Source organism: Psychromonas sp. CNPT3, from assembly GCF_000153405.2.
In the GTDB taxonomy this organism is placed as follows: domain Bacteria; phylum Pseudomonadota; class Gammaproteobacteria; order Enterobacterales; family Psychromonadaceae; genus Psychromonas.
The window spans coordinates 2,232,341-2,258,718 of record NC_020802.1; the positions used below are offsets into that span (position 1 = coordinate 2,232,341).

The 26,378-nt window shown below is 38.4% G+C and carries 23 protein-coding genes; 13 read left to right on the top strand and 10 right to left on the bottom strand.

Translation table 11 applies throughout. The features are described from left to right. Positions 1-29: 29 nt before the first annotated feature. From PCNPT3_RS09830 to PCNPT3_RS09845, 4 genes are all read right to left on the bottom strand, one after another. Complete coding sequence (locus tag PCNPT3_RS09830; RefSeq protein WP_015465716.1) at positions 30-3,167, bottom strand: efflux RND transporter permease subunit; 3,138 nt, start codon at positions 3,165-3,167, stop codon at positions 30-32. Continuing rightward, positions 3,164-4,786: an efflux RND transporter periplasmic adaptor subunit gene (locus tag PCNPT3_RS09835; RefSeq protein ID WP_015465717.1), complete on the bottom strand. Its 1,623-nt coding sequence runs from the start codon at positions 4,784-4,786 to the stop codon at positions 3,164-3,166. The genes PCNPT3_RS09830 and PCNPT3_RS09835 overlap by 4 nt, the downstream gene beginning before the upstream one ends. A gap of 9 nt (positions 4,787-4,795) precedes the next feature. Next, positions 4,796-6,055, bottom strand: coding sequence for a TolC family protein (locus PCNPT3_RS09840; protein ID WP_015465718.1), 1,260 nt, complete (start codon positions 6,053-6,055; stop codon positions 4,796-4,798). Positions 6,056-6,125: 70 nt separating this feature from the next. After that, entirely contained in the window at positions 6,126-6,461 is a 336-nt protein-coding gene (locus PCNPT3_RS09845) for a hypothetical protein (protein WP_015465719.1), read from the bottom strand. A gap of 296 nt (positions 6,462-6,757) precedes the next feature. Between PCNPT3_RS09845 and PCNPT3_RS09850 the strand changes: the two genes are divergently transcribed. Continuing rightward, positions 6,758-7,258: a YcxB family protein gene (locus PCNPT3_RS09850; RefSeq protein WP_015465720.1), complete on the top strand. Its 501-nt coding sequence runs from the start codon at positions 6,758-6,760 to the stop codon at positions 7,256-7,258. 92 nt (positions 7,259-7,350) lie between these two features. Here the strand turns inward: PCNPT3_RS09850 and truC are convergent, their stop codons facing one another. Further along, on the bottom strand, positions 7,351-8,112 hold the full coding sequence (truC, locus tag PCNPT3_RS09855; RefSeq protein ID WP_015465721.1) for a tRNA pseudouridine(65) synthase TruC: 762 nt from the start codon (positions 8,110-8,112) through the stop codon (positions 7,351-7,353). Further along, a complete protein-coding gene (locus tag PCNPT3_RS09860) occupies positions 8,106-8,453 on the bottom strand; it encodes a YqcC family protein (RefSeq protein ID WP_015465722.1) in 348 nt (115 codons plus the stop codon). The genes truC and PCNPT3_RS09860 overlap by 7 nt, the downstream gene beginning before the upstream one ends. Positions 8,454-8,943: 490 nt before the next feature. Between PCNPT3_RS09860 and PCNPT3_RS09865 the strand changes: the two genes are divergently transcribed. Genes PCNPT3_RS09865 through PCNPT3_RS09885 form a run of 5 tightly spaced genes read left to right on the top strand, consistent with a single transcriptional unit; the run spans position 8,944 to position 11,912 of the window. Then, positions 8,944-10,002 (top strand): DUF3549 family protein, encoded by a 1,059-nt coding sequence (locus tag PCNPT3_RS09865; RefSeq protein ID WP_015465723.1) that lies wholly within the window; start codon positions 8,944-8,946, stop codon positions 10,000-10,002. After that, positions 9,995-10,309 carry a DUF3301 domain-containing protein gene (locus PCNPT3_RS09870; RefSeq protein WP_015465724.1) on the top strand — a complete coding sequence of 105 codons (315 nt, stop codon included), beginning with the start codon at positions 9,995-9,997 and terminating at the stop codon, positions 10,307-10,309. The genes PCNPT3_RS09865 and PCNPT3_RS09870 overlap by 8 nt, the downstream gene beginning before the upstream one ends. A gap of 8 nt (positions 10,310-10,317) precedes the next feature. Further along, on the top strand, positions 10,318-10,623 hold the full coding sequence (locus PCNPT3_RS09875; RefSeq protein WP_015465725.1) for a hypothetical protein: 306 nt from the start codon (positions 10,318-10,320) through the stop codon (positions 10,621-10,623). 2 nt (positions 10,624-10,625) lie between these two features. Beyond that, entirely contained in the window at positions 10,626-11,402 is a 777-nt protein-coding gene (locus tag PCNPT3_RS09880) for a Zn-ribbon-containing protein (RefSeq protein WP_015465726.1), read from the top strand. Positions 11,403-11,411: 9 nt separating this feature from the next. After that, positions 11,412-11,912 (top strand): CreA family protein, encoded by a 501-nt coding sequence (locus PCNPT3_RS09885; RefSeq protein ID WP_015465727.1) that lies wholly within the window; start codon positions 11,412-11,414, stop codon positions 11,910-11,912. Positions 11,913-11,971: 59 nt separating this feature from the next. On the opposite strand, the gene add is transcribed toward PCNPT3_RS09885, so the two are convergent. Continuing rightward, the gene (add, locus tag PCNPT3_RS09890) at positions 11,972-12,973 is read right to left on the bottom strand and encodes an adenosine deaminase (RefSeq protein ID WP_015465728.1); all 1,002 of its coding nucleotides are present in this window, start codon (positions 12,971-12,973) and stop codon (positions 11,972-11,974) included. A 158-nt stretch (positions 12,974-13,131) separates the two neighbouring features. After that, positions 13,132-13,686 carry a SecY-interacting protein gene (gene syd, locus PCNPT3_RS09895; RefSeq protein WP_015465729.1) on the bottom strand — a complete coding sequence of 185 codons (555 nt, stop codon included), beginning with the start codon at positions 13,684-13,686 and terminating at the stop codon, positions 13,132-13,134. Between the two features lie 67 nt (positions 13,687-13,753). On the opposite strand from syd, the gene queF reads away from it, so the two are divergent. The 7 genes from queF (at position 13,754) to PCNPT3_RS09930 (ending at position 22,398) form a co-directional block, all read left to right on the top strand. Next, the gene (gene queF / locus PCNPT3_RS09900) at positions 13,754-14,611 is read left to right on the top strand and encodes an NADPH-dependent 7-cyano-7-deazaguanine reductase QueF (RefSeq protein WP_015465730.1); all 858 of its coding nucleotides are present in this window, start codon (positions 13,754-13,756) and stop codon (positions 14,609-14,611) included. 9 nt (positions 14,612-14,620) lie between these two features. Next, positions 14,621-15,025 (top strand): hypothetical protein, encoded by a 405-nt coding sequence (locus PCNPT3_RS09905; protein WP_015465731.1) that lies wholly within the window; start codon positions 14,621-14,623, stop codon positions 15,023-15,025. Continuing rightward, entirely contained in the window at positions 14,997-16,802 is a 1,806-nt protein-coding gene (locus tag PCNPT3_RS09910) for a tetratricopeptide repeat protein (protein ID WP_015465732.1), read from the top strand. Before PCNPT3_RS09905 ends, PCNPT3_RS09910 begins: the two co-directional genes overlap by 29 nt. A 114-nt stretch (positions 16,803-16,916) precedes the next feature. Further along, complete coding sequence (locus tag PCNPT3_RS09915; RefSeq protein WP_015465733.1) at positions 16,917-18,398, top strand: GGDEF domain-containing protein; 1,482 nt, start codon at positions 16,917-16,919, stop codon at positions 18,396-18,398. Between the two features lie 69 nt (positions 18,399-18,467). After that, entirely contained in the window at positions 18,468-19,820 is a 1,353-nt protein-coding gene (ppnN, locus tag PCNPT3_RS09920) for a nucleotide 5'-monophosphate nucleosidase PpnN (protein WP_015465734.1), read from the top strand. Between the two features lie 120 nt (positions 19,821-19,940). After that, positions 19,941-20,726, top strand: coding sequence for a flap endonuclease Xni (gene xni / locus PCNPT3_RS09925; RefSeq protein ID WP_015465735.1), 786 nt, complete (start codon positions 19,941-19,943; stop codon positions 20,724-20,726). A gap of 379 nt (positions 20,727-21,105) precedes the next feature. Then, entirely contained in the window at positions 21,106-22,398 is a 1,293-nt protein-coding gene (locus tag PCNPT3_RS09930; protein WP_015465736.1) for an NCS2 family permease, read from the top strand. 210 nt (positions 22,399-22,608) lie between these two features. On the opposite strand, the gene PCNPT3_RS09935 is transcribed toward PCNPT3_RS09930, so the two are convergent. Next, the gene (locus PCNPT3_RS09935; RefSeq protein ID WP_015465737.1) at positions 22,609-24,219 is read right to left on the bottom strand and encodes an NAD(P)/FAD-dependent oxidoreductase; all 1,611 of its coding nucleotides are present in this window, start codon (positions 24,217-24,219) and stop codon (positions 22,609-22,611) included. A 290-nt stretch (positions 24,220-24,509) separates the two neighbouring features. After that, entirely contained in the window at positions 24,510-26,069 is a 1,560-nt protein-coding gene (locus PCNPT3_RS09940; RefSeq protein WP_015465738.1) for a Na+/H+ antiporter NhaC family protein, read from the bottom strand. Between the last annotated feature and the right edge of the window lie 309 nt (positions 26,070-26,378).

Sequence of the window (26,378 nt, forward strand, 5' to 3'; positions counted from 1 at the left end):
GGTGCTTTTTTTGTTTTATGAATAATCTTTTACTTATTAATCATTTTTTTGTTTGCCTTAATAATGGCTCTTTTTTTCCATTGGAAATAAACACTGGGTAAAATAAGTAAGGTTAAGGTTATCGCGCTCAGCATTCCGCCTATCATTGGCGCTGCAATACGTTGCATAACTTCAGAGCCGGCCCCTTGTGCGAACATAATAGGAACAAGCCCCATTACCACGGTCGCAACGGTCATCATAACAGGACGCACGCGCAGCCCCGCCCCTTGCATTACCGCATCACGTAGGTCTTGCACATTAAACTTATCCATACGTTGTAATTTTTTAGCCTCTAATGACTGGTTTAAATACAATAGCATGATCACCCCAATTTCAATTGATACCCCAGCAAGCGCGATAAAACCAACACCGACCGCAATAGAGAAATTAAAATTAAGTAAAAACATTAACCAAATGCCGCCCATTAAAGCAAACGGTAAGGTGGCTAAAATCAATAACACTTCACCCACACGGCGAAACGCCATATATAGCAGCAAGATAATAATGATCACCGTCACCGGGATAACTTTCGCTAACCGTGCATTGGCCTTTTGCATGTACTCATATTGCCCAGACCATATTAAAGTATAACCTGCAGGTAAACTTAATTCCTTATCAACCCGCGCCTTCGCATCTTGCACATATGAGCCTAAATCTCGATTTTCAATATCTACAAAAACCCAGCCGTTAAGGCGTGCATTTTCTGTTTTTATCATTGCAGGTCCTGACTGCACATATACTTTAGCAATGTCTTGTAAACTGACAGTTATATTTTTCTGGGTCACTATGGGTAAGTTTCTTAGTGCACTCAGTGAATCTCGATAAGCATTAATATAGCGTAAATTAATGGGATAACGCTCTAAACCTTCCACACTCTGTCCCACATTTTGACCGCCAATAGCGATACCGATGAGCTCCTGTATTTCGGCAATATTAAGCCCATAACGCGCAGCTTTTGTGCGATCGATATCAACTTTAATATAACGTCCTGCACTCACGCGCTCAGCATAAACAGAACTAGTGCCCGGCACTTTCGTTAATATCCGCTCTAATTGTTTACCGATTTTTTCTATTTCAGCCAAATTAGATCCGGAAATTTTAACGCCTAATGGGGTTTTTATGCCTGTCGCCAACATATCAATTCGCGTTTTTATCGGCATTACCCAAGCATTCCTTACGCCTGGAAATTGAATTAATGCATCAAACTCTTTTTTTAATTTATCTTTTGTCATCCCCGGTCGCCATGTACTTTGAGGATTGAATTGGATCACTGTTTCTATCATCGTTAAAGGCGCCGGATCGGTAGCAGTATCTGCCCGTCCAATTTTCCCCCAAACTGTTTTTACTTCCGGCACTGTTTTGATGAGCTTATTAGTTTGCTGTAGAAGTTGCCTTGCTTTACCAATGGATATCCCTGGATAAGTACTTGGCATATACATTAAATCACCCTCATCAAGAGGAGGAATAAACTCACTGCCAATTTTATTCAGTGGATAAAATCCGACCATTAATAATAAAAAAGCAAAAATAATTATCGATTTTGGATACTTTAAACTAAACGTAAGTACCGGTTTATATAAGGCAACTACGCCTCTATTTAATGGGTTTTTATGCTCAGGTAATACTTTTCCGCGAATAAAATATCCCATTAAAACGGGGATAAGAGTGATAGCAAGGCCCGCGGATGCTGCCATCGCATAAGTTTTAGTAAAGGCCAGAGGAGAAAACATTTTCCCCGATTGCCCCTCTAAAGCAAAGACGGGTAAAAAACTAAAAGTAATAATAAGCAAAGAGAAAAATAAAGCAGGACCCACTTCAATCGCAGCCTTACTTATTACTTGCCAACGATTCTCATCGGTGAGAGGCGTTTTCTCTATATGCTTATGCACATTTTCAATCATTACTATCGCGCCATCGACCATTGCGCCAATCGCGATTGCAATTCCCCCTAATGACATAATATTGGCGCTGATCCCTTGCCATGACATAATGATAAAGGCACAAAAAATCCCAATGGGTAAACTAACTAACACCACCAAAGCCGATCTAAAATGGAATAAAAAAGCAGCACACACTAAAATAACCACAATAAATTCTTCTAATAATTTATAATATAAATTATCAACGGCAGCATTAATTAGTTCAGAGCGATCATACGTGGGTACAATTTCAACGCCTTTTGGCAAACCTTTTTGTAACTCTTTTAATTTTGCTTTTAACGCTTGGATCACGCCCTGCGCATTCTCACCGAAACGCATGACAATAATGCCACTGACCACTTCTCCCTCACCATTAAGCTCAGTAATACCACGGCGCATTTGCGGTCCTAAGCGAATATCAGCGACATCCCTCAACAATAAAGGTGTGCCTTTAACATTCATTTTTAACGGGATCAATTTCAAATCATCGAGAGACGAAACATAACCCGAAATACGCAGCATATATTCTCCTTCACCTAACTCTAATACACTGGCTCCAGACTCTTGGTTACCATTTTTAATCGCTTGCTTTACTTGTATTAAAGACAGGTTATAGGCACGTAATTTATTAGGATCAACGCGTACTTGGTATTGCTTTACCATCCCTCCTACACTGGCAACCTCTGATACACCCGGCACCGTTTGCAGTTCATATTTCAAATACCAATCTTGTAAACTGCGTAATTCACTTAAATCATGCTTACCCGTTTTATCCACTAAGGCATAACTAAAAATCCAACCGACACCCGTTGCATCAGGGCCCAGAGCAGATTTTGCCTGCGCAGGCAAACTGGTGGTGACTTGCGATAAATATTCTAAAACGCGAGATCGCGCCCAATACATATCCGTACCATCTTCAAATATGATATACACATAAGAGTCCCCTAAAAAAGAATAGCCTCGTACCACTTTGGCACCGGGAACGCTCAGCATGGCTGTCGTCAACGGGTAAGTCACTTGATCTTCAACAACTTGTGGAGATTGACCCGGATAGGTTGTTTTAATGATCACTTGCACATCAGACAAGTCGGGGATCGCATCTATTGCTGTTTTTTGTAAACTAAAAAGTCCGTAAGCGACAATAACAACGGCGCATAAGAGAACTAAGATCCTATTTTTTATCGACCAATTTATTATTTTAGCAATCATAATAATACCTTCTGTGCTTGTGTATCCCAGACATGTTTTTCAAAGTCCTGCATCACCTGCTTATCGACCAATTCAATTTTTTGCATGCGCTCAAGCTCAGCCTCAATATTAGATTCACTGTCTAATAAAAATTGTGCAGAGGTCACAACGCGATCGCCCTCTTGTAGGCCCGATAATACTTCGACTTTATCTTTGCTTTGTACGCCTAATGTTACAAATACCGACTTAAATTTTCCAGCACCCAGAGACATAACAACGCGCTCTTTATGCTCTGCATAAATAATGGCTTGTTGATCTATAAATAAACGTTTCCCTTGTATTTTTGGCGTTAAATTTAAAGAGGCAAACATATTAGGTTTTAATTGTTTATTTGGATTTTCAAACTTTAAACGCACACGTAAACTGCGATTAGTTGCACTCATTTCAGGGTAAATAAAGTCAACCTTGCCAAGCCACTCTTTACCTGGAAAATAAGTTAATGTCATTGAAGCCGGCACGCCTAATTCAATGTACGAGGCTTGTGCTGAAAATATTTCGGCATCCACCCAAATAGAGTCTAAATCTACCGCTTTTATCACTGTGGTAGAAGGTGAAATAAAGGCGCCTTCATTCACTTTAAGTTCTAAAATCGTGCCTTTTTTAGGGGCTAACACTATGATTTTTTGTTGCACTTTACGGGTTTTTATAATATTTTTTATTTGATCATGATCGACACCTAACGCATTGAGTCTTGCTTTAGAGGCCAAAATCAACGCTTTATGACCTAAATTAATCGCATTAAACAATGACTCTTGCGCTTTTACTAACTCAGGTGAATATATTGCATATAGTTTTTGCCCTTTCTGCACGGAGCTTCCTACTGATTTCACATACAATTTTTCAATCCATCCCGACACCCTGCTATTAATTTGCCACTGAGCATCTTCATTCGCCAAAATAGTCCCAAAGCCTTTAATGGACAGCGCCATGCTTTCTTTTTTTATGATAGCCGTGCGCACGCCCAAATTATTTTCTACCTGAGCGGATATTTGCACCTCACCCGCTGATAGCGCATTTTCACCTTGGCTATACACTGGCACTAAATCCATGCCCATTGGTGATTTTCCCGGTTTATCTCTTTTATAATTGGCGTCCATCGGGGCAACCCAATACAAAATAGTCTTTTCGGCTTGTGCATCCTTTGCATACACAGGCACTAAGTCCATGCCCATTGGTGATTTACCCGGTTTATCTCTTTTATAATTGGCATCCATCGGGGCAACCCAATACAAAATAGCCTTTTCGGCTTGTGCCTCTTTTTCATACACCGGCACTAAGTCCATGCCCATTGGCGATTTTCCCGGTTTATCTCTTTTATAATTGGCGTCCATCGGGGCAACCCAATACAAAATAGCCTTTTCGGCTTGTGCATCCTTTGCATACACAGGCACTAAATCCATGCCCATTGGTGATTTACCCGGTTTATCTCTTTGATAATTTTCATTCATCGGCGCAACCCAATACAAAATTTCAGACTTATCCTTTTCATTCGCACTCACTGACGATACAAATATAGAGGTGTTTTCAAACACCAAGAAACCAATAAGAAGAGCGGCACTTACTACTATTATATTACGCATGATATATCCTTAAATTGCTTGAAAATAGCGAATGTTGATGAGGCTTTGCAGACCATCAAAATAAAGTTTTTGATATTGTAGAGAGAGATCTAACTCATTGATGTAGGCCTTTATGACGTCTTTAAATGGCCTTGTATTTGACTGGTAACTTTTTTCTAAAATATGTGTTCTACGCTTAGATTGCTTTAATAGCGTGTTTTTATAATGCCATTGCCTTTTTACTAAGTGTTGATAGCGACTGATTGCATTATTCATTGAAGCATTGAGTTGGCGTAACAGTAAATAATATTCAGCTTGTTTTGCACCTTGTAATTGTTGCGCAGATATCACTTGCTGATCTTGCTTTTGAGTACTAAAAAAGGGCATATCTAATGTGACAAAGGCACTTAATAAATCACTGCGTCGACGCCCATTATCCATACTAGATAATCGATGCCCATAGCCTAACTCGACTTTAAAAGTCGGTTTGTAACCTTGTTTTGCAAGCGCTATTTTATTACTGGCTAACGTGACGTTCTGATTTAATATTTTGATTTTAGGATGCTGTGCTAGTAGCGCGTAATGCGCATCCTCTTGCATTTTAGCGCCTTTAGTATAAGCCAAAGTATCTTCCCAAATCGGCAGGCTATTATCCAATTTAGCAAAGGCTTTAACACCAATCCACTCACTTAATAACGTGCGGTAATTTAATGATATCTGAGTCAGAGATGCTAATTTTTCATCCTGTTGCGCAATTTTAATTTCAGACTCAATCACATCTTCACTCGCTAAAAGACCTAATGAATATTGGCTTTGTAAGTCACGGTAAAAGCTATTTAAATAAACCTTTTTTTGCGCTACGATCTGTTTTGATTTTTCAATAAAAAGAATGTTAAACCATAATGATCGCACTACCTTTTTGACTTGTAAACGGCGTTCTTGCGCACTAAATACGGATGATTCAGAGGCTAAATTAAAACCTTCTTGGCGCAGTTTTAACGAGTCGCCACGGCTAAATTGCTGACTTAACCCTAAGGTCAATTGCGACATGGGATCTTTATCAATTGAAAACGTGTCTGTATCTAAATTTGCAATGCCGAGTTTTAACATCGGCGAGCTTAACGATGCACTATTTTTGCCTTGCGCTATCAATGATAAACGCTGATGTTGGTATAGCTTATTGGCGGGATCTGTTTGTAATGCTATATCAAGTGCTTCGGCCAGATTGACAGGTTTCGTCCAGGCGCTCACACTAAATAGCAGACATACTACTACTAATATATGTTTCATTATCTTGTCCTTGTTATTTACCTTATAAAAGATAAATAATGCTTAATACGAGAATTTTATAAGATGAAATTCACGCGCTTAAACAGGGAGGCCGATAAAGATTTTCAGGGTGTTTACTCAGAAGTAAAAAACTGAACTGTGGATGATTAGTCGAGGGTGGGAAATACAGACAAAAAGACGGTGCAAAATAAAAAGGCAATAAAGAGGGACACATCGGAGCGCAACTCTTCACACAATTCATTTTTTTAGCTTCTACCTTCATACAATGCATATCTTTGACTTGCATTGCGTCGCAAGGTTGCTCTAGCGTCATCTGCTCAGCAGGCATAACTCCCCCCGCTAATGCATTAGGCGCAAAGCTAAAAAATATCATTGGCATTAATAATAAGCAAATAAGTCGATTCATATTTATCAGTCTGTTGTTACATGAATTCAGCTTAAAAGCTCCCCTAACGGTAAGGTCAAGCACCCCTTTTAAAAAATAGTAAAGACGTATTAAATTTAGCCGTCATTGGGCTACTAATTCGAAGAGTCGTTTTGTATTACAGCCTATAAAAAGAAAATATCTCTTAGCAAGGCCCCACCTTGAATTACTATCGCCCTCGCGCCAGATAAAGCATCTTGAGGTAACATGGGTATAGTGTTAGATTCAATATTATTGACTTTATGCTTATCCAAACATAAACACGAAAAAGGTAGCACATGCAATTTAGCACAGAATTTACACTTGATCGAAAGCATTTCTCAGAATGCTTTGAACAATCAGCTTTCCACACGCCTCCCAAAAAACCACGTGCGGTTTTTATAATCGGCCTGCTTCTCTTTGGCACTTATATTATTGTACTGACCCAACACCCTAATTTATTAGGCTTGTTTTTTTTCGCCCTCGCTGGCCTCGAATATTTTAGCGTTAAATACCAAAAAGCGTGGTGGCTTTGCAGACAAATGTGGAGTAAAAATTCGGGTAATAAAATTCATGTAGAAATAGATGATCAGGGTATAAAAACAAGTAGTTTGTATATTAATAACAACCAAAAATGGACCGACATCAAAAGTGTTATTAACACCCCTAAAGGCATATTGTTGTTGCTTGAAAATGGCCAAAAGAACTACCTTTCTCAAGCACATTTTAATAAGGATGTTTTTTCGTTTATCAGCAAACAATGTCAAAAAAACAGTGAAAAACAACCAGCAGAAAAATAGATGTCTCACATAGTTAGGGGGTATCCCCTTAACTATGCCCTGATAAGTAAATATTCAGACGTAAAATAAAATATTAATTCCCCATTAGGTCTTTATTCTTTAAGTCCAAGCGTTTCTAGTAACGTTTTAAAGTCATTATCTAACGGGGCTTTTATCTCTATTTTATCGCCACTCACCGGGTGCTCAAACGTTAAAGATGCCGCATGTAACAACAATCGTGACACCTCAAAGTTATCTCGAAACATCTGATTATGTTTACCATCGCCATGCGTCGTATCCCCAATGATCGGATGAAAAACATGCTTCATATGCCGACGTAATTGATGGCGACGCCCCGTTTTAGGGCTAAGTTCCACCAGTGAATAACGCGATGTCGGATAGGGCCGAACACCAATGTCCACCTCACAATGCGCCATATTTCGATAATGTGTAACGGCAGATTGCGCTTCAGGCTCTCTCAATACATGCTTATGCGCAATTTTATCTAGTTTCTTTTTAAGGGCATAATCAATAATACCTTCACCAATATGCCCGCGAACGATAGCGAGATAACGTTTCTCTATTTTTTGCTCTGCAAATTGCGCCATGACAGGCTTTAGATAGTTTTTATCGAGTAAAAAAAGTAATACCCCCGATGTCGGCCGGTCTAATCGATGTGCGGGATAAACATGAACACCTATTTGATCGCGCAGCTTTTGTATGGCAAATTCGGTGGCGTGCGGATCAAGCCAGCTCCTATGTACCAATAATCCAGGTGGTTTATTAATGGCAACGACAGCCTCATCTTGATATAAAATCTCTAATGGTATTGGTATTGCCGTTTCATTTGTCTCAAGTGAGGGGGTTTCTAACATATTTTATTCTCAGTTATCAATGTATCAATCTGCTCTAATAATATGATTAATGGCGAGCTAGGTAATTGTTGCAGAGTAAAATACTCTGTTGCCATCGGTGCTACCGATATCGTTTGCGGTAATGGCATCGCCATATTTAATATTATTTTCATTTTTTCTATAAATACAAATTGTAACCATTGTGGAAACGATAACGTATCAATACAAAAGGGTAACTCACTGTTTAGTAAGTGCTCACTCGGCTTACTTGCTTCCCATAAATCTAATGCTTTTAATTCGCACTCGAGTGACGTTAATAAAAGTGCCAATTGAGATCTTTTATCTGCTTTTTCCCTTTTCATAAAAAACCTTTAATATTTAACATTTAACATTTAATCGTCATGTTACCTCAAAATACGTGATCAGGCGATCTGCCTGAGCTCATCATGATAATACACAAGCGGTCTGCGAACTCTCATCCAAAAGGGCAACGCAACGAATACCAAAGGAACTAAAAAGATCACCCATCTTGCTTGTTGAAATTATCCCTACCTGCGTTGTGAGTTTTGAAGTGAGAACAACACTCTCCTACAACTCACGCCTTGCTAGTGTTAATTTTTCCTGCGCAATACATGAAAACTTAATTAATTCCTTTGGTATAAATTCATCATAGGAGCCATTATTATGATTGTCGTGTTTTTATAAAACATCAAGCTAGTGCCACTCTATTTCTATTTAAGAAGAACAAACTAAGCCCTATTTGGCTTGCTGATTTTGCATCTTTAAGTATCATAGGTATATAATCAGCACTCTTAATTAAATGGGATATGTCCCTGTATAAAAGACTCTTTTATGATGAATATAAATACGCTTACCGATTTTTTAGAACAAGCTCAATGCCAATATCGCGTCTATGATCTGGGCCGTAAAGTGAGCAAAATTTCGAATAATGACTTTATAAAGATTTGCACCAATAAAAAAGCTTATCCTTATCCCCTTCAAAAAAATGCTTATTTTGCACTGACCTTTTGGCAAGTGACACAAAAGAAAGAACACTTTATTTGGTTCTTAAAAATGCCAGTTGATGAGAAAGGGTTATTGAAAATAGGTGCACAAACAAGTTTCATTGATCAGGTTGTTGAAGCCATGGGTCACGATTTAACACTACAAATAAGTAAACAGCAGCAGCAAAAACTAGCACAAAACCCTTTTGTTTTTAAGCCTAATGCTGAAAAACTGGCTATTTTTAATGCTTTGATCAATGTCGCTTTTATTCGCCCTGCCTCTCCCTTTTTTGCCCCTGCTCTCGATTATTTTTCAGGAAATACACATTGGGATGCATGGCAAACACTTGGCATACAGGGGATCGCAGACATTTGCGCGAGACTCGACGATAATACAAACCAACAACATTTAATCCATGCGTTAAAGCACCTACCGCAACAACCCTTGCAGTCTCTGGCATTGTGCTTAGAATCGCAAAACAACATCAATACATCGCTTAGCGAAGCAATTGCAGAGCAAGCGATTATTGAACTAAAAAATGATCGTCAAGAGAGCGCTATTTTATTATTGCGCGCCATTTCAAACTCACCCGCTAAAGGTGTTTTTAATGCTTTGTTCGATGCCCAATTTCAATCAACATTAATACACAACCCGCATTGGTATATTGGTATTGTTGGTCGTTGCTGGCAACATCTCGATGATGATGCGCGCCTGCATCAATTTTTCGAAGCCTTAGCAACTCATCAAGCCTCTCTATTTAGCGCTCTGTTTAGCGATCTTGTTAGCATCCCTCAGCTACGTGAAAAAGTACTCAAACAATTACGAGTAAGTACTCGTTCTGAGGCTTTTTCACTCGCCATTGGTCATCTTTTTTCAAACATAAAAAGCAGTACAAGTGATGTTTGATCTTTTATTAATTTTATTTTTTGTCTGCTTTGCTCTGCTGATCTGGAAATGTCGCCAACAATCAGAGCATGCGAATATTATTATTGAGAACAAGTGCCGCGTTTTAGATTTACAATTACTGAATGTATCGCGATCACATTTTAATTATAAACCCGGTAAACATTTTCTTGAGGCGCGTTTTATTTTCGAATTTAGCAGTGACAATGAAAATAGCTACCAAGGTGCCTTATACCTTGCGGGCCTGAATCATGCGCGTTTTGAGCTTCCCGTTTATCGTACTTTTGAGTCCTCTGACACTCTCCATTAAGGTTTTATATGCATCAAATTATTGCCATTGCACAACAATTATCCAAAGAGGGTAAAACGCCCAATACCGCGTTAATTAAAGCGCGCTTGCCTAAAAACACCCCTCTACCGTTGATCATTGAAGGGTTACGATCATGGCGAGGCGATCCACATCAAAAAGTCATTATCGAGCCTTTAAAAGAAGCGCCAAGCACCGCTCAAAAAGATAATTTAAACACGTTAATAGCGCAGCAAATCAAAGTGCAATTAGCCCCTTTAATAACACAAATAAACGAACTCAAGCAACGTATAAAGTTATTAGAAGAGAGCCATTAATTATGTTTATTAAAGAGCTCGTTTTTGAATGTTATCAAGATACAAATTATGCAGCCGTTGAACGTGCTATTAATAATTATTTTGATATGCTGCGTTATAATGGACAAATACTCGGCCGAGAATTTCCGATTGCGATGCAACAAGCCGTATTCTCTACCCGTTTAGTGTGCCCTGAGAAAAATAGTTTAGCTTCTTGTTTTAATAGCCCACAAGTTGAAAAAGCATTAACCCAACTAACAGAGGCGGGCTTACTGGCCCCTAAAATAAAAAATGTAGCAGAAGATCTAAACTCATTAGCATGCGCACCGAGTACAAAACCCTCTTGGCAACTTCTCTATACCACTTTTTTAGATACTTGCTCACCTCTACGTTGTGGTGATACTTTAAATCCGATCCCATTATACAGAGCCCCTGAGCCTATCGGTAATGGTGACCGAAAAGCAGTACTAAAATGGCAAGAAGAATGGGTCAGTTGTGATGAATTACAAATGAATGGCAGCGCTGTTTCAGCCCTTTTACTCAAAGAAATAGGGGACATTGATAGTCGCTTATGCAGTATCGGGCGTCGCCTAACGCAGCGCATTGAAAAAATAACGAGCATACCGACTTATTATTATTTATATCGGGTGGCAGGGATAAGCTTAGAAGATGAGCAAGCTCGAAAATGCCCAGGATGTGGGCAGTCATGGCGTTTAGCTGAGCCGTTATTTGATATTTTTGATTTTAAATGCGATAACTGTCAGCTGGTCTCTAATTTATCTTGGGATTTTAAAAAATAAGGAATTATGATGCTAAAAAAAATAAAACGTTATGCACTTTTAGTCTTGATTTTGATTCTGCTTATTATCGGCTTATTAATTTATCAAAAAATGAGTCGCGATAATGTGGGTAATATCAGTTTAGGTATTTTTACAACTCAAGACATTAAAATTAATATTTTAAAAGATCCACTGGTTACCGGGGTGACTTGCCATATTGCCAGTATAGAAGATGATTTAAGTTTTTCAGATCCTTCTGATTCTGCTATTTCGTGTCGACAAACCGGTGACATAAGCAAAGAGATGATCCAACTAATTGATAAATCTAAATCGGGAGAAATTGTTTTTAAAAAGTCTAAAAGTATTTTCTTTAAAAACATGAAAATTCGTCGTATTTATGATGCAAAAAATCAAACGCTGATGTACGTGTCATATTCTACAAAAGAAACGTCCGGCAGTTTTAAACATAGCTTATCTACCGTACCGTTATGGGGATCGCAAGCCTATATGAGCGTAAAAACCGAACAATAAAGAAAGAAAATAGAGGTAAATTGCAACGCGTATTTAAGCGTTGCAATCACTTGATTTGACTAACGCTTAGCAGCCATCTCTCGTAGTGCTTGTTTTTCTGAATCAGAAAGAAAAGCTAAGGTAAGCCCATTTATTTGCGCTTGACGAATTTGCTCCGTCGTAAGCCCCACTTTCGGCGCTGCCACTTCATATTCATAAGGAAGTTCAATACCCTCAACAGCAGGATCATCCGTATTTATGCACGCTAAAATGCCATGTTCTAAAAATGTTTTAAGCGGATGCGATGCATACGACCCCACCGTACTTGTTTGGATATTAGACGTAATACATGACTCGATACCGATGTCATGTTGGCGTAAATAATCCATTAATTTTAAGTCTTCAACCGCTTTAACGCCATGCCCTATCCGCGTGGCCCCTAATTGCTCGATAGCTTGCCAAATACTCGGCGCGCCCGCAGCTTCTCCCGCGTGTACGGTGACATTTAAACCTGCATCACGTACCGCTTTAAAATGCTTAACAAATAATTCACCGGGTTGTCCTAATTCATCACCGGCTAAATCAATCGCCACTAATTTGTTTTTTTGAGTTAACAAACCATCAAGCTCTTGCTGGCAAGCTTGCTCCCCAAAGGTGCGACTTAAAATACCAATTAAATTTGCTTGCATTGAAAAGTCGCGGCACCCAGCTGTCACGCCATCAATAACCGCTTCAACAACGCCCGCTATCGGTAAATTGTGCTTCATGGCCATATAATAAGGTGAAAAACGTAATTCAGCATAATCAATACGCGCATTTTTAGCGTCTTCAACATTTTCATAAGCAACACGGCGGCAAGCATCCAAATCACCTAATACCGCAACACCCCAGTCTAATTTAGACAAAAAAGCCACTAAATCTGGTTCAGCATCAACCACTTGCACATAAGGGCGTAATGATGACACGTCTGATGCGGGTAGCTTAATATTAAATTTCCGTCCTAATTCTAAGATCGTTTGGCTACGAATATTGCCATCTAAGTGCCGATGTAAATCCGTTAAAGGTAATGCGTTGCTGATCATATAAAATATCCCTGACTATTAAAATTATACCGTTTAATCTTTAAGTATAAGAAAGCACGCTTACGATTGTCTGCAAGCTCATAGCGAAAAGGCACATTATTTGTATAAATACCTGACAAGTTCACATTATCTGTTGCTCTTGATACAATAGAAACCTTTTATTCTGGCATGATGGGTCTTAATGCTTGTAAAAAACAACCCAGATCATCTGCGAGTAATCGATCTCGTCCTTTACCTAATGTTTCTAATTGTATTTCGCCACTGTCATTCGCAATAGAAATGATTTGCATTTCATCTGAGCAAGTGCCAATAAACATAGAGGCCGGTTTACCCAATTTCTTTTGCATCATAAAATGTGCGATCATGTTTTCTTGTAATAACTGAAAGTCTTCTTCATTCCACACTTGAATTAATTCAATCGGGTGAGACTCAAATAAACAAGGGATCCCTGCGCTATAGACAGAGCAGAAAAAGGCATGAATAGAGGGATGTAGCGTGATCTCTAATGCACTTTCAATATTACTTAAATCAACGGGCGCCGTGCGAACCACTGATTTCCATTGTTTTTCACCCTGTACTTCATCGCCAAATAAACAGGGCGAAAGCCAGTCTTTATCGACAGGTTGTAAGGGATAACTCTCTTTTTCAGTTTGAAAAAGTGAGGCATAGCGGGAAAATACACTTAACAATTCTGTTTGGATCGCATTATTCATTGCACAGTTTCTCAATTATTAGTTAGAATGGCTCTATTGTAACCAAAAAAAAGAAAAGCGAATAGATATGTCAGCCCCTTCACATTATGATCATGCTCCGGCCCTTAAGGATCTTTCTTTAGGTAAGCCAACTCATTACAAAAATAGCTATGACAAAACGCTGTTACAAGGGATCCCTCGCAGCTTAAATAGGGATGAGCTGGCACTGTGTAAAGATAGCCTGCCCTTTGTTGGGTTTGATCTTTGGAACCTTTATGAATTATCTTGGCTGAACAATAAAGGTAAACCTATGGTCGCAACAGGTGTCGTTAAAGTGCCTTTTGACAGTCCTCTATTAATCGAATCCAAATCATTTAAACTCTACTTAAACAGCTTAAATCAAACTAAATTTGCAACGACACAAGACGTGCTACAACGCATAGAAGACGACCTGAGTGAGTGCGTAAAAAAACAAGTATGTGTCACCATAAATGACAATTTAGATAATATACAAGACACATTAGGCTCTTTCTCTGGCACTTGCATTGATAACTTAGACATTGAAATTGATAACTATCAATTAAATACGCACTACTTAGAAAATATTTCAGAAGGAGAGAGCCTAAGCGAAACCTTATATTCTCATCTACTAAAATCAAATTGTTTGATCACTAACCAGCCTGACTGGGGCAGTATTGCAATCAGCTATACGGGTAAAAAACTTGATCATGAAAAGCTACTACGCTACTTGATATCTTTTAGAGAGCATAATGAATTTCATGAACAATGTGTTGAACGTATTTATTGTGATTTAATGCATTACGGCCAACTTGAGACGTTATCGGTTTATGCGCGCTATACTCGCAGAGGTGGATTAGATATCAACCCATTACGTAGCACTCTGCAATGTGATAATGTACTTAATACGCGCTTAGTTCGACAATAATTAGAGATTATGAAATATTATTCGCAACACCTTATCGTCCTCTTTTTTGCATTTCTTTGCAGTAACACTTATGCGCTTGATTTAATTGGCGCTAATATGTCTATTCATCTAAATAAAGCCTATCAACTACGCGAAACAGATCCAAAACAATGTATCGCACTCACCCAAAAATCGATTGATGATGAGTTTTATTTTGATATAAACTCAGGGCCCGTAACGAATCAAAACATTGAAGCAAAATACCAAGATAATTTCTCTGTGCAATTATTAGCCCTTTGCTCTGCACAAATCGAGGACTATCAACAAGCCTTACTCTTATTAACCCAGCAGCTAACATCACCAATAAGAGAAATAGACAAGATCCGCGCCTTAAATTTAATTGCATTTGAAATACCCAAAGCAGTTACAGAATAAAACATTACTCCTTAAGCTTAAAAAGGCCAGTCATACGCTTGCACCAGCTAACAATACACAATCCTCACATTTATGGATGCTAGTACAACTTTCAATCAGTAAATTAGCCTTACAAGAGCACCGCTACCGACTTGCCTATAAGACGTTAGATAAACTTCAAAAACAACTACAAAAAAAGCCCTCCGCTGAGATTCAAGCATGGACCACTTATTATTATGCACGCTATTACACGCAAATAAATCAACAACAATTAGCCGATACTTATCTGCGCCGCGCAGAAGAAAAATCTGAACAATTAAACATGCTAAAATTAAGTATTCAAGTCAATGCCAGCATTGCTAAAATGTACCAAAGTAAACACCGATTTTCACGTGCAAATAGCTATGCAAAAAAACGGGTTGATCTATATTTGGACACGAGTAACACCATAAAACAAGCACACAGCATGATACTCTTAGCCACCTTACAGCGACAAAACAACCAAACCAACCAATCCCTTATCTATTTATTAAATGCATTAGAGCTCATTCAAAACAACAATAACAGTTTTTTACTGGCCCGTATTTATCTTGAAATTGGGCGCACTTATGTCGCACAAATCAGTTCGAGTGATGACCAAAAAGAATTACAACTCGCCCAAAAATATTTGCAAAATGCACGCTATCAATTTACTAAAATCCAACGCCCGCATTACCTCATTGAGGTTTTTATTTTACTGGCACGTATCAACATCATTAATCAAGATCCGGGTTTAGCCATACTACAATTAAAAAAATCACTTAAAATAAGCAGTGATAATAATATGGAACCTCAAGAAAATGCGTATAAAATGCTGGCATTGAGTTATGAGTTAACCAGTGAGCATCAACAAGCAATTGTCTACTTTAAAAAATTTAATGCCCTACAAAATAAGATTAAAATGCGTTTATTTGCAGTACAACAATTGCAAATCAGTGAACAATTACAACTTTTTGAACAAACGCAACAATACAAAGAATTACAAGCAGAGAACAGGCGCTTACAAACACGCAGTCAACAATTAAAGACATTGGCTTACAGCACCCTTTCTATACTAATAGCCGTATTATTTTATTTAGGCTCAACTTTATTGCGTAATAAAAACTTACTCCAAGCAGAGCATCGCTATCAGAAAAAAATCACATTCCATCCGCGCACAAAACTGCCTTGGCAAAACGCCGAAAACTCGCCTTTTCAGCGGATTTATAAAGGAAAAAAACTGTACTATGCTTTAGTTAATGTTCCTTTTTTAAGTAATATTAATGAAGAATTTGGAACAAATTCAGGCGTAGAGATAGAAATAAATTTAGGTAAAATGTTACAACAAGCCTTACGTTGTGATTCGTATGTTTTCCAGATGAGAGATGATCAGATATTAATTGTCAGCACACAAAAAAAATCGCCTGACAGTCAAAAATTTGCACTGACTATCTTTGATTTTTTTAATGATTTTTCTAAAAAGCACCACTTAAACTCAAATGTTTCGGTGGGGTTGGTTACCTTTCCTTTTTTAAATAATGCCAGCAGGGCCATCACACCCGCACAGGTATTAAATATCAATAGTATTGCCCTCTCTGTCGCTAACCAGATCAGAGAAGAAAAAAACCAAAGTAGCTGGGTTGAACTCTATGCCATTGACAATTTACAACCCGCCTTTTTTGATGGCGACATATGGGAAATGAGCCAGGTAGCGATTCAAAAAGGCTTAATAAAAATGCATTCTAGTAGTCCTATCGATGAATTATTCGGCAAAAAATAGAAGCAAAACCAATAAATTAGCCTGTTTTTCTTCCATCTACTTGCACAAGTAGATAATGTTGATAATATTTATAAATCAATACAGCACATTCTAAACATATTACGGGGAGCTTTCATGCCATCTTCGCTTGCAGCGATAACATTAATAAAACAATTATTAAAGCGAACTTTTCGCCAAAATAAGCATTTTGACGCCTATAAAATAAATTTTTTAAAAAAAATAGAACATGAAACCTCAAAGAAAAAGCAAAGAGAATTATTTGTAGAGTGTAGCCTTGCCCTTAATGAGTACCAAGCACCTATCCAAGACGCAATATGTGAGGGACGCTTACAGGTTAAAAAATCGCAACTGCAATTAGGAAACTTAAAAGATCTATCGCCTTTACTTAGCCGTAAAATAGCCAAGGCAAATGAGCTAAAATCCCCCTATACTTTGATTGAGCACCACGCTGAACTTTCTCATTTTATTAATATTTATCAACGTGTTGTTATTGAACTGAGCAAAAAACAATATAATGATGGCACTGAAAAAAAATTGAGTGTAAGTGATATTCGAGACGAGTTACAAACGCTTATTTTAAATTTAGATATCAGCCAAGATTATATTAAAAAATTAGAAAATATTCGCATGCAAATCGCGGAAGAAAAAAATCCCTTAATATTACCCGAGTATTGTTTACAGATTATTAGCATCATTATTGAAAGCTCTCGTGAAGAGAGACGCGCATCACGTCATTTTCTTTATTCTCTCAATGACAGTCTTAGCCACTTTTACCTTTCTTTTACACATAACCTTGAAAATGCCAGCAGTGTTTTTAACAAAAAGAATCAAAAGCTAAAAGATTTACAAGATAATTCTTCTGCTTTGTATCAAAAAACAGAAAATGCAACCGATATCAATACCTTAAAAAATGAAATTTTCACTTATATCAAAAGTATGGATGTCATGCTTAAAGAGCAAGAAAGTAAGCATGAAGACGATATGCAAGAAAAATTTCAAGATATGATCAGACAAATCAAGGAATTGAAAAGTGAAACTCAAAATTACCAAAAAACATTGAAGCAACAAAGTGAACTTGCTCATCTTGATTTTTTAACCAAAATACCGAATCGAGAGGCGTGGAGCGAACGTTTAACGTTTGAATTTTCTCGTTATCAACGTTACCAAAACCCCCTAAAAATCGCCATTATTGATATGGATCACTTTAAACGTATCAATGATCAATTTGGGCATTTGGCCGGCGATAAAGTGATCAATGTTGTTGCACAAACATTAAAAAAATCGTTGCGTAATACCGACTTTATTGCGCGCTATGGGGGTGAAGAATTTGCTATTTTATTACCTGAGATAACCAATGAGCAAGCCGTCGACGTATTGCAAAAACTGTGTGCAAAAATTGCATCCATTCCGTTTAAATTTAAAAAAGACAATATAAGTATTACTATCTCAATAGGTTGTGCTAGTTTTGATAAAGGCGACAATATAGACTCCGCCTTTGAAAGAGCAGATAACGCATTATATAAAGCCAAAAATGGCGGGCGCAATCAAGTCGTTTTTTTTGCCCATGGTGATGAGTTATTAACAAGGTATAACTAGCGTACGTCATAGACGTTGATCGTATTAATGTCTATGACGTACGACTTTCTCTTAAATAAAGGTTCACCTATGATATTTCATATTAATCCCGTTGGCAGTATGGCATTATTATCTCAATTAGAAGTTAACCAACTTAAAGAAAATGCATCCTCTGATCTTTATCAACTTTTCCGAAACTGCTCGCTTGCTGTGCTTAATTCAGGCAGTAAAACGGATAGCAGTAAAGATATTCTTGAAAAATATAAAGACTTTAAAATAAAAGTATTACATCAAGAGCGCGGGGTGAAAATTGAATTGCATAACCCCCCCGAAAAAGCATTTATTGATGGCGAACTGATTAAAGGTATACAAGAGCATCTCTTCTCTGTTCTGCGCGACTTGCTCTACGTTAATACGCAATTACGCTTACCTGAAAATGATGAAAAAAACACCACCCAACTCACCTGCTCTGTTTTTTCAATTTTACGTAATGCCAATATATTAAAAACCGGCATTGAACCTAATATCGTAGTTTGCTGGGGAGGACACTCTATTGACGATGATGAATTCCATTATACTACCGAAGTAGGTAGTCAATTAGGGCTACGAGAACTCAATATATGCACAGGATGTGGTCCGGGTGCAATGGAAGGCCCGATGAAAGGAGCAACGGTGGGTCATGCTAAGCAGCGTGTTAATAATGGACGTTATATCGGTTTAACTGAGCCGGGTATTATTGCAGCAGAGCCCCCTAACCCTATTGTCAATGAACTGGTTATTTTGCCCAACATTGAAAAACGTCTGGAAGCATTTGTGCGCATTGCGCACAGCATTATTATTTTCCCAGGAGGTCCAGGCACCGCAGAAGAATTACTGTATATTTTAGGTATTATGATGCACCCAGAAAACAAGCGCCAGCCATTACCCATCATTTTAACGGGCCCTAAAAAAAGCGCCCCTTACTTTAAAGCCATTGACAATTTTATTGTGCAAACATTAGGTGAAAATGCCACTCAACACTATAAAATAATTATTGATGATGCCGCTTTAGTGGCCCAAACCATTAAAAAATCGATGCATAAAGTAACCGAATATAGACGCGCAATAGGTGATGCTTATTCCTTTAACTGGTCACTTAAAATTGATGATCCCTTTCAGCATCCTTTTATACCCAGCCATGAAAACATGGCGAATTTGAATTTAACACTCGATCAACCCGCTGATTGTTTAGCTGCAAATTTACGACGCGTATTTTCAGCGATTGTTGGCGGGAATGTAAAAGAAGAAGGCATTAAATCCATTGAAAAAAACGGACCTTTTCAGATAAAAGGCGATAAACTTTTAATGCAAAAAGTCGATGTTTTATTAGAAAGTTTTATTAAACAAGGGCGCATGAAATTGCCTGGGAGTAAATACATCCCTTGTTATAAAATAATTCGTTAACACCCGCCCTACGTTATATACATATTAAACATTTAAAATATATAACGTAGGACGCTGTGCACCTTGATATCTTTGTATAAACAGGGGTATCATCTTGTTTTTGGATGGCGCAATAATTATATGCTCGCAACCTTACTTATCATTGATGCAATGAACCTTATCCGCCGTATTTATGCCATACAAGAAAAACAGCATGGAGAAAGTACGCGCGCGATTGAAGAAACAACTAAAATAGCGTGTACAGCACTCCAAAAATTAGCCCAACAACATACTCCAACACATGTGATTTGTGTATTTGATAGCCATACTAAAAGCTGGCGCCATCAATTATATCCCCTATACAAACACGGTCGAAAACCGATCCCCACATTACTAAAGCAATCATTAGGCAACATCCAAGATCAATTTATGAAAATAGGCTTTGAATCATTACTCAGTGAAACAGATGAAGCCGATGATTTAATCGCAACACTGAGCGACAAAATGGCAAAAAAGAAACAAAAATGCATTATTGTTTCAACGGATAAAGGCTTTTATCAATTGCTAGGCCCACAAATATTGATTTTCGATCATTTCCAAAATAGTTATACCGACAGTGGCCGAGTTTTAAATAAAATGGCGTTGAACATTGATAAATTATGTGATTATTGGGCAATCACCGGCATTTCAAGCAGTGCCATTAAAGGCGTTGAAGGGGTTGGTGAAAAAGGCGCGCTGTTATTGTTACATGAATATGGCAATCTACAGGCCATATTTGATGCACCTATCAATGAAAAAAATAAACCTTTATGTAAAGTAAAAAAATGTGAACACGAAGCGCGCCTAAGCCAACAATTAGTAACCTTAAAAAAAGACATAAATTTAGGTTTTAATCTTCAAGATCTACGCTATCAGTCCCACAGATAGCGCGCTTGAATGTCCAATAAATAACACAGCACACACACCCCAACCTTAAAATACATTAAACCTTATTAAACAAGGTGCTATAACTAGCTTGTACATTTTAAACAGGGGGGTAATTTATCTAAAAAAAAGACAGATAAATAGTGGACTCATTTATTATATCTCCTTATAATTCGCACGAAATCCATTCACATTCACGTTATACCAAAGGAATTAATTAAGTTTTCATGTATTGCGCAGGAAAAATTAACACTAGCAAGGCGTGAGTTGTAGGAGATAGTTGTTCTCACTTCAAAACTCACAACGCTGGTAGCGATAATTTCAACAAGCAAGACGGGTAACCTTTTTAGTTCCTTTGGTATTAATACTTACTGGAACTATGATGCTCGAAAAAATATTTAAATTAAACGAACATAAAACCACTATTAAAACCGAATTGATTGCCGGCGCCACCACTTTTTTGACCATGGCTTATATTATATTCGTCAATCCCGCGATGTTATCACCGACCGGCATGGATCCTGGCGCCGTATTTGTAGCAACGTGTTTGGCAGCTGCCATTGGCTGTTTTATTATGGGATTTTATGCAAATTACCCCGTCGCACTCGCACCAGGAATGGGACTCAGTGCGTTTTTCACTTATGTTGTAGTTCTGGATATGGGTTACAGCTGGCAAGTGTCACTTGGCGCTGTTTTCCTATCGGGTGTGTGCTTTACAACCTTAAGTTTATTTAAAATTCGAGAATGGATAATCAACTCTATTCCTATGCCAATGCGCCACGGCATCGCTGCGGGTATCGGTTTATTCTTAGCCTTAATTGCCCTTGAAAACTCGGGTATTGTTATTAGTAATTCAGCGACATTAGTCACCCTCGGTGACATGACTGCATTACCAGCAGCCCTTGCTTCATTAAGCTTTTTCTTGATCATCGCATTGGCACATTTTAGAGTAAAAGGTGGCGTCATGATAGCTATCCTCGTGGTCACTTTTATTGGTTTTATTATCGGCGACGTAGAATATGCAGGTATCGTTTCGATGCCACCGAGTATTATGCCCACCTTTATGCAAATGGATATTGCAGGTGCATTTAATGTTGGCATGATCAGTATTATTTTTGCTTTCTTATTTGTGGATCTTTTTGATACATCAGGCACCCTACTTGCCGTCGCAAGCAGAGCCAATTTACTTGATGAAAATGGTAATCTACCGCGTTTAAACAGAGCATTATTAGCCGACAGTGGCGCCTCTATTGCAGGCGCGATGTTAGGCACATCTACAACGACAAGTTACATTGAAAGTGTGGCAGGTGTTGCGGAAGGTGGACGCACCGGATTAACCGCCGTCGTAGTTGGTGTGTTGTTTTTATGTTCGCTGTTCTTTGCACCCTTAGCAGGTATGATCCCAAGCTATGCAACGGCAGGCGCACTCTTATATGTTGCCGTATTGATGATAGGTAGCTTAAAAGATATCAACTGGGATGATATTACCGAAGCTGCACCCGTTGTCGTTGTGACCATTATGATGCCTCTGACTTATTCTATTGCCAATGGTATTGCGCTTGGCTTTATCTCTTACGCTGCGATTAAAATCTTTAGTGGCCGATACAAAGAGCTCAGTAGCAGTGTTTGGTTCCTTGCCATCTTATTTTTAGTTAAGCTTATTTACTTCCCATAAGATAAAAACAATAACCTTAACAATAAAAAAAGAGACTGACTTTATAGCACGCTAAAAGTCAGTCTCTTTTCGTTTTATTTACTCAGTGTTTTCCATCTCAACTTTCTGTCCGAGTTTCCTATCTATCTAAAAAACAGTCGATGATATTGAACTTATTGCATCCTCTATTAAGGATGCATCATAAAACAGCGCTTATTATTTGAATCTGAGTTATTTATTTTCTAGCATATCAAGTGCAACAGCTTGCGCTATTTTTATGCCGTCGATACCCGCAGACAATATCCCACCCGCATAACCCGCACCTTCACCACCAGGGTATAAACCTTTGGTATTTATACTTTGGAAGTCTTTGCCACGCTTAATTTGCACCGGTGATGAAGTGCGTGTTTCAACACCCGTCAGCATGGCATCTTTGTTATCAAAACCACGGATTTTTTTCGCAAAGGCAGGTAGCGCTTCACGAATAGCATCAATGGCATAATCAGGTAATGCCGTACTTAAATCTGTCATTTTTACATTGGGTTTATAAGACGGAACGATACTTTCAAAAGGCAGGCCTTTGCCTGCATTTAAAAAATCACCCACCATTTGTGCTGGCGCATCATAATTACTGCCCCCCATGACATAAGCATTGCGCTCTAACTGGCGTTGCAATGCAATACCTTGCAAAGGGTCGTTATTAAAATCACTCGGATCTATTCCCACGACTATCGCACTATTCGCATTACGCTCACTGCGCGAATACTGACTCATACCGTTAGTAACCACTGCATGCTCTTCTGATGTTGCCGCCACAACAATACCACCAGGGCACATACAAAAACTATAGACTGAACGTCCACTTTTACAGTGATGTACCAGTTTGTAGTCGGCGGCACCTAACGTCGGATGCCCAGCATTAATGCCAAATCGGCATTCATCAATCATCTCTTGTTTATGCTCAATACGGAAACCAATGGAGAATGATTGCGCCTCTAGATGCACGCCTTTATCATGTAACATCTGCACGGTATCACGCGCGCTATGGCCAATGGCAAGCACGACATGCTTCGATGCTATTTCTTCACCGCCATTTAAAATAACACCGGTGATTTGTTGTGACTCAATTTTAAGCTCTTCAACACGCGTTTCAAAACGGATCTCACCACCTAATTCAATGATCTGACGGCGCATTTTTTCAACCATGGTCACTAATTTATAAGTACCAATATGCGGTTTACTTAAATAAAGGATCTCTTTAGGGGCACCAGCTGCCACAAATTCTTGCTTTACTTTCAAGCCTAAAAAACCCGGATCTTTTACTTGGCTATATAACTTACCATCTGAAAACGTTCCCGCCCCACCTTCTCCAAACTGTACATTAGACTCAGTATTAAGCTTACCGGTACGCCAAAATCGAAAAGTATCTTTCGCACGTTCGTGCACCGATTTCCCACGCTCTAACAAGATAGGTTTAAAACCCATTTGCGCTAAAATTAAAGCGCTGAAAAGCCCACAAGGCCCCATACCAATAACAATAGGACGTTCAACTAAATCATCTGGTGCACTGGCCACATACTGATAATTTGTATCCGGTGATTCTCGTACATTAGGATCTTTAACAAAACGCGCGAGTATTGACGCTTCATCAACCTCTTTTAAAGTAATATCAAGCGTATATATCAAGGTGATCAAGTTACGTTTACGCGCATCATAACCGCGTTTAAAAATATGAATATCTACTATTTGTGCACTCTTGAGGGCAAGTTTGTCGAGCACATAGTTTTGTAGCGCATCTTCGCTATGGTCGAGCGGTAATTTAACTTGGTTTAAACGGATCATAATGCACCTGATAAAATAGGGTAAAAAACAGGCGCACAGTTTACGTGATCTACGCCAAAAATGAAATTGCTATCATCAATCTTTGTCTTTCATTTTTACTTTAAGCATAAAGCCTCCTTGCATGCTCACAATATGACATTAGATCTAAAGTAAACCTGAATTCAAAAGATAAAATGTCATATTAACCGCGCAGTCAAAAGCTTCTGCGTTAATATTTCAGCATTTTAAAAAGTAACTCACATAAAAAAACCAGCAACGAGGCTGGTTTTTTATAGTAATGAAAACGGTTTTTAGCGAGTAGAAATTGCTTTCATCGCGCCAATAACCAATACAAACGCAACGGAAGATACCGCTAATGCCAGCAATACAGAATTACTAAAGCCAATGGTAATAAACCCTATTGCCGCAATAACAGCAACCGAAAGTGCATAAGGCAATTGCGTTGATACGTGATCAATATGCTTACAACGCGCTCCGGTAGATGACAGGATAGTCGTATCCGATATCGGTGAACAATGATCACCGAAAACAGAGCCAGCAAGCACGGCGCTTAACATCGGTAGCATAAAGGCAACATCAGTCGCCCCTGCCATATCACCTGCAATCGGTAACATAATACCGAACGTTCCCCATGACGTACCCGTAGAAAAGGCCATAAGTCCCGATAAGATGAAAAGAATAACAGGTAACCAATGAATAGAAATATTACCTTGGATCAAACTTGATAAGTAAGCCCCTGTTTTCATATCGCCAATAACTGAGCCAATAGCCCAAGCGAAGAAAAGGATAATGATAGCGCCAAACATTGATTTTGCGCCGATCAAAAGTGCGTTAGCAATTTCTTTAAGAGGTAATTTTTGTTTGAAAACAGTCGTCAATGCAAGTAATAACCCGACCAAACTACCGTAAACAAGTGATGCACCCACATCGGTGTTTTCAAAAGCACCTAATAAAGAAAAAGGTTTTTGACTTTCAGTAAGCGCTTGCCCACCGGTATATAGCATAAAGAAAATAGTGGCAAAAATAAGCGTAACAATAGGATAGATAAGATCGGATACTTTTCCGTGGTCACTTTCTGCAATGCCATACTCATCGATAAGATTAGTGGCTGTTGCATCCTTACAATCATCTTTTTGCATTTCCGCCATGTCTTCGTGTTTTTTCATCAAACCAATATCAAGTTTGAAGTAAATCACCGCAAAAACCATGAGTAATGTAAAGATGGCATAAAAATTCATTGGGATCAGTAAAACATAAGCGCCTAATGCAGAATACTCAGTAATACCATGATTTAATAAGATACCCGCAATGATCGTCATAATGTACGCACCCCAACTCGATAAAGGCATCAAGATACACATAGGCGCTGCGGTTGAATCTAAAATATAAGCCAGTTTAGCGCGTGAAACATTGAAACGATCTGTCACGGGACGTGCGACAGAGCCAACGGCAAGACTATTAAAATAATCATCAATAAAAATAAACACGCCTAAAAAAGCGGCTAATAAAGCCGCGCCACGTTTATCTTTAATATGTTCAAGGGCCCAATTTGCAAAGGCACGGGTTCCACCCGAAAGCGTCAATAAAGCCGTCATCATCCCCAGGAGCACTAGAAATGCAACGATGCTCATATTCCAAGTGTTAATGCCACCATCTTCAATGACCACATTTTTAGTAATATTAAAAACATACGTTCCTGCGTTGAGCAGTGAAAAATCAGCTAAGAGTAAAGCGCCTAATACAATACCAACACCCAATGAAATTAAAACTCGGCGCGTAATAATTGCCAAGCCTAGTGCTACAAGGGCAGGCAAAATCGACAGCGGTGACGCTGCAAAATCGATCAACATTATTTCTTCCTTTAAAATTTAAAAACTTCCTCCTTAAAAACAGGCGGATCGGGTGTTTTGATGTTTTAATTTTTTATACTTATAAATAATTAAAGCATCTAATCTACCTTGAATAGATTATCAATGCAACGCCGATGCTTGTCGTCCAATGCGATCACAATAAGTTAAATGTATTTATTTTACTTTAAACAGAGTTTAACTTTTAAAAAAAAACACTTTTATTTTACAAAAAAGTGTCATATTATTTTTCCCGTTAACACAAAAATAAATATGCATTATTTAACAGAAATCATTTAAAATATACTTGCA

Excerpts from the sequence above, each read along its gene's own strand:
- PCNPT3_RS09885 (WP_015465727.1), top strand. The coding sequence starts at position 11,412 with ATGCTAAAAAAAATAAAACGTTATGCACTTTTAGTCTTGATTTTGATT.
- PCNPT3_RS09875 (WP_015465725.1), top strand. The coding sequence starts at position 10,318 with ATGCATCAAATTATTGCCATTGCACAACAATTATCCAAAGAGGGTAAA.
- PCNPT3_RS09930 (WP_015465736.1), top strand. The coding sequence starts at position 21,106 with ATGCTCGAAAAAATATTTAAATTAAACGAACATAAAACCACTATTAAA.
- PCNPT3_RS09935 (WP_015465737.1), bottom strand. The coding sequence starts at position 24,219 with ATGATCCGTTTAAACCAAGTTAAATTACCGCTCGACCATAGCGAAGAT.
- PCNPT3_RS09835 (WP_015465717.1), bottom strand. The coding sequence starts at position 4,786 with ATGCGTAATATAATAGTAGTAAGTGCCGCTCTTCTTATTGGTTTCTTG.
- PCNPT3_RS09845 (WP_015465719.1), bottom strand. The coding sequence starts at position 6,461 with ATGAATCGACTTATTTGCTTATTATTAATGCCAATGATATTTTTTAGC.
- PCNPT3_RS09860 (WP_015465722.1), bottom strand. The coding sequence starts at position 8,453 with ATGAAAAGGGAAAAAGCAGATAAAAGATCTCAATTGGCACTTTTATTA.
- PCNPT3_RS09940 (WP_015465738.1), bottom strand. The coding sequence starts at position 26,069 with ATGTTGATCGATTTTGCAGCGTCACCGCTGTCGATTTTGCCTGCCCTT.
- ppnN (WP_015465734.1), top strand. The coding sequence starts at position 18,468 with ATGATATTTCATATTAATCCCGTTGGCAGTATGGCATTATTATCTCAA.
- PCNPT3_RS09865 (WP_015465723.1), top strand. The coding sequence starts at position 8,944 with ATGATGAATATAAATACGCTTACCGATTTTTTAGAACAAGCTCAATGC.
- PCNPT3_RS09830 (WP_015465716.1), bottom strand. The coding sequence starts at position 3,167 with ATGATTGCTAAAATAATAAATTGGTCGATAAAAAATAGGATCTTAGTT.
- add (WP_015465728.1), bottom strand. The coding sequence starts at position 12,973 with ATGATCAGCAACGCATTACCTTTAACGGATTTACATCGGCACTTAGAT.
- queF (WP_015465730.1), top strand. The coding sequence starts at position 13,754 with ATGTCAGCCCCTTCACATTATGATCATGCTCCGGCCCTTAAGGATCTT.
- PCNPT3_RS09915 (WP_015465733.1), top strand. The coding sequence starts at position 16,917 with ATGCCATCTTCGCTTGCAGCGATAACATTAATAAAACAATTATTAAAG.
- PCNPT3_RS09870 (WP_015465724.1), top strand. The coding sequence starts at position 9,995 with ATGTTTGATCTTTTATTAATTTTATTTTTTGTCTGCTTTGCTCTGCTG.
- syd (WP_015465729.1), bottom strand. The coding sequence starts at position 13,686 with ATGAATAATGCGATCCAAACAGAATTGTTAAGTGTATTTTCCCGCTAT.
- xni (WP_015465735.1), top strand. The coding sequence starts at position 19,941 with ATGCTCGCAACCTTACTTATCATTGATGCAATGAACCTTATCCGCCGT.
- truC (WP_015465721.1), bottom strand. The coding sequence starts at position 8,112 with ATGTTAGAAACCCCCTCACTTGAGACAAATGAAACGGCAATACCAATA.
- PCNPT3_RS09840 (WP_015465718.1), bottom strand. The coding sequence starts at position 6,055 with ATGAAACATATATTAGTAGTAGTATGTCTGCTATTTAGTGTGAGCGCC.
- PCNPT3_RS09880 (WP_015465726.1), top strand. The coding sequence starts at position 10,626 with ATGTTTATTAAAGAGCTCGTTTTTGAATGTTATCAAGATACAAATTAT.
- PCNPT3_RS09905 (WP_015465731.1), top strand. The coding sequence starts at position 14,621 with ATGAAATATTATTCGCAACACCTTATCGTCCTCTTTTTTGCATTTCTT.
- PCNPT3_RS09850 (WP_015465720.1), top strand. The coding sequence starts at position 6,758 with ATGCAATTTAGCACAGAATTTACACTTGATCGAAAGCATTTCTCAGAA.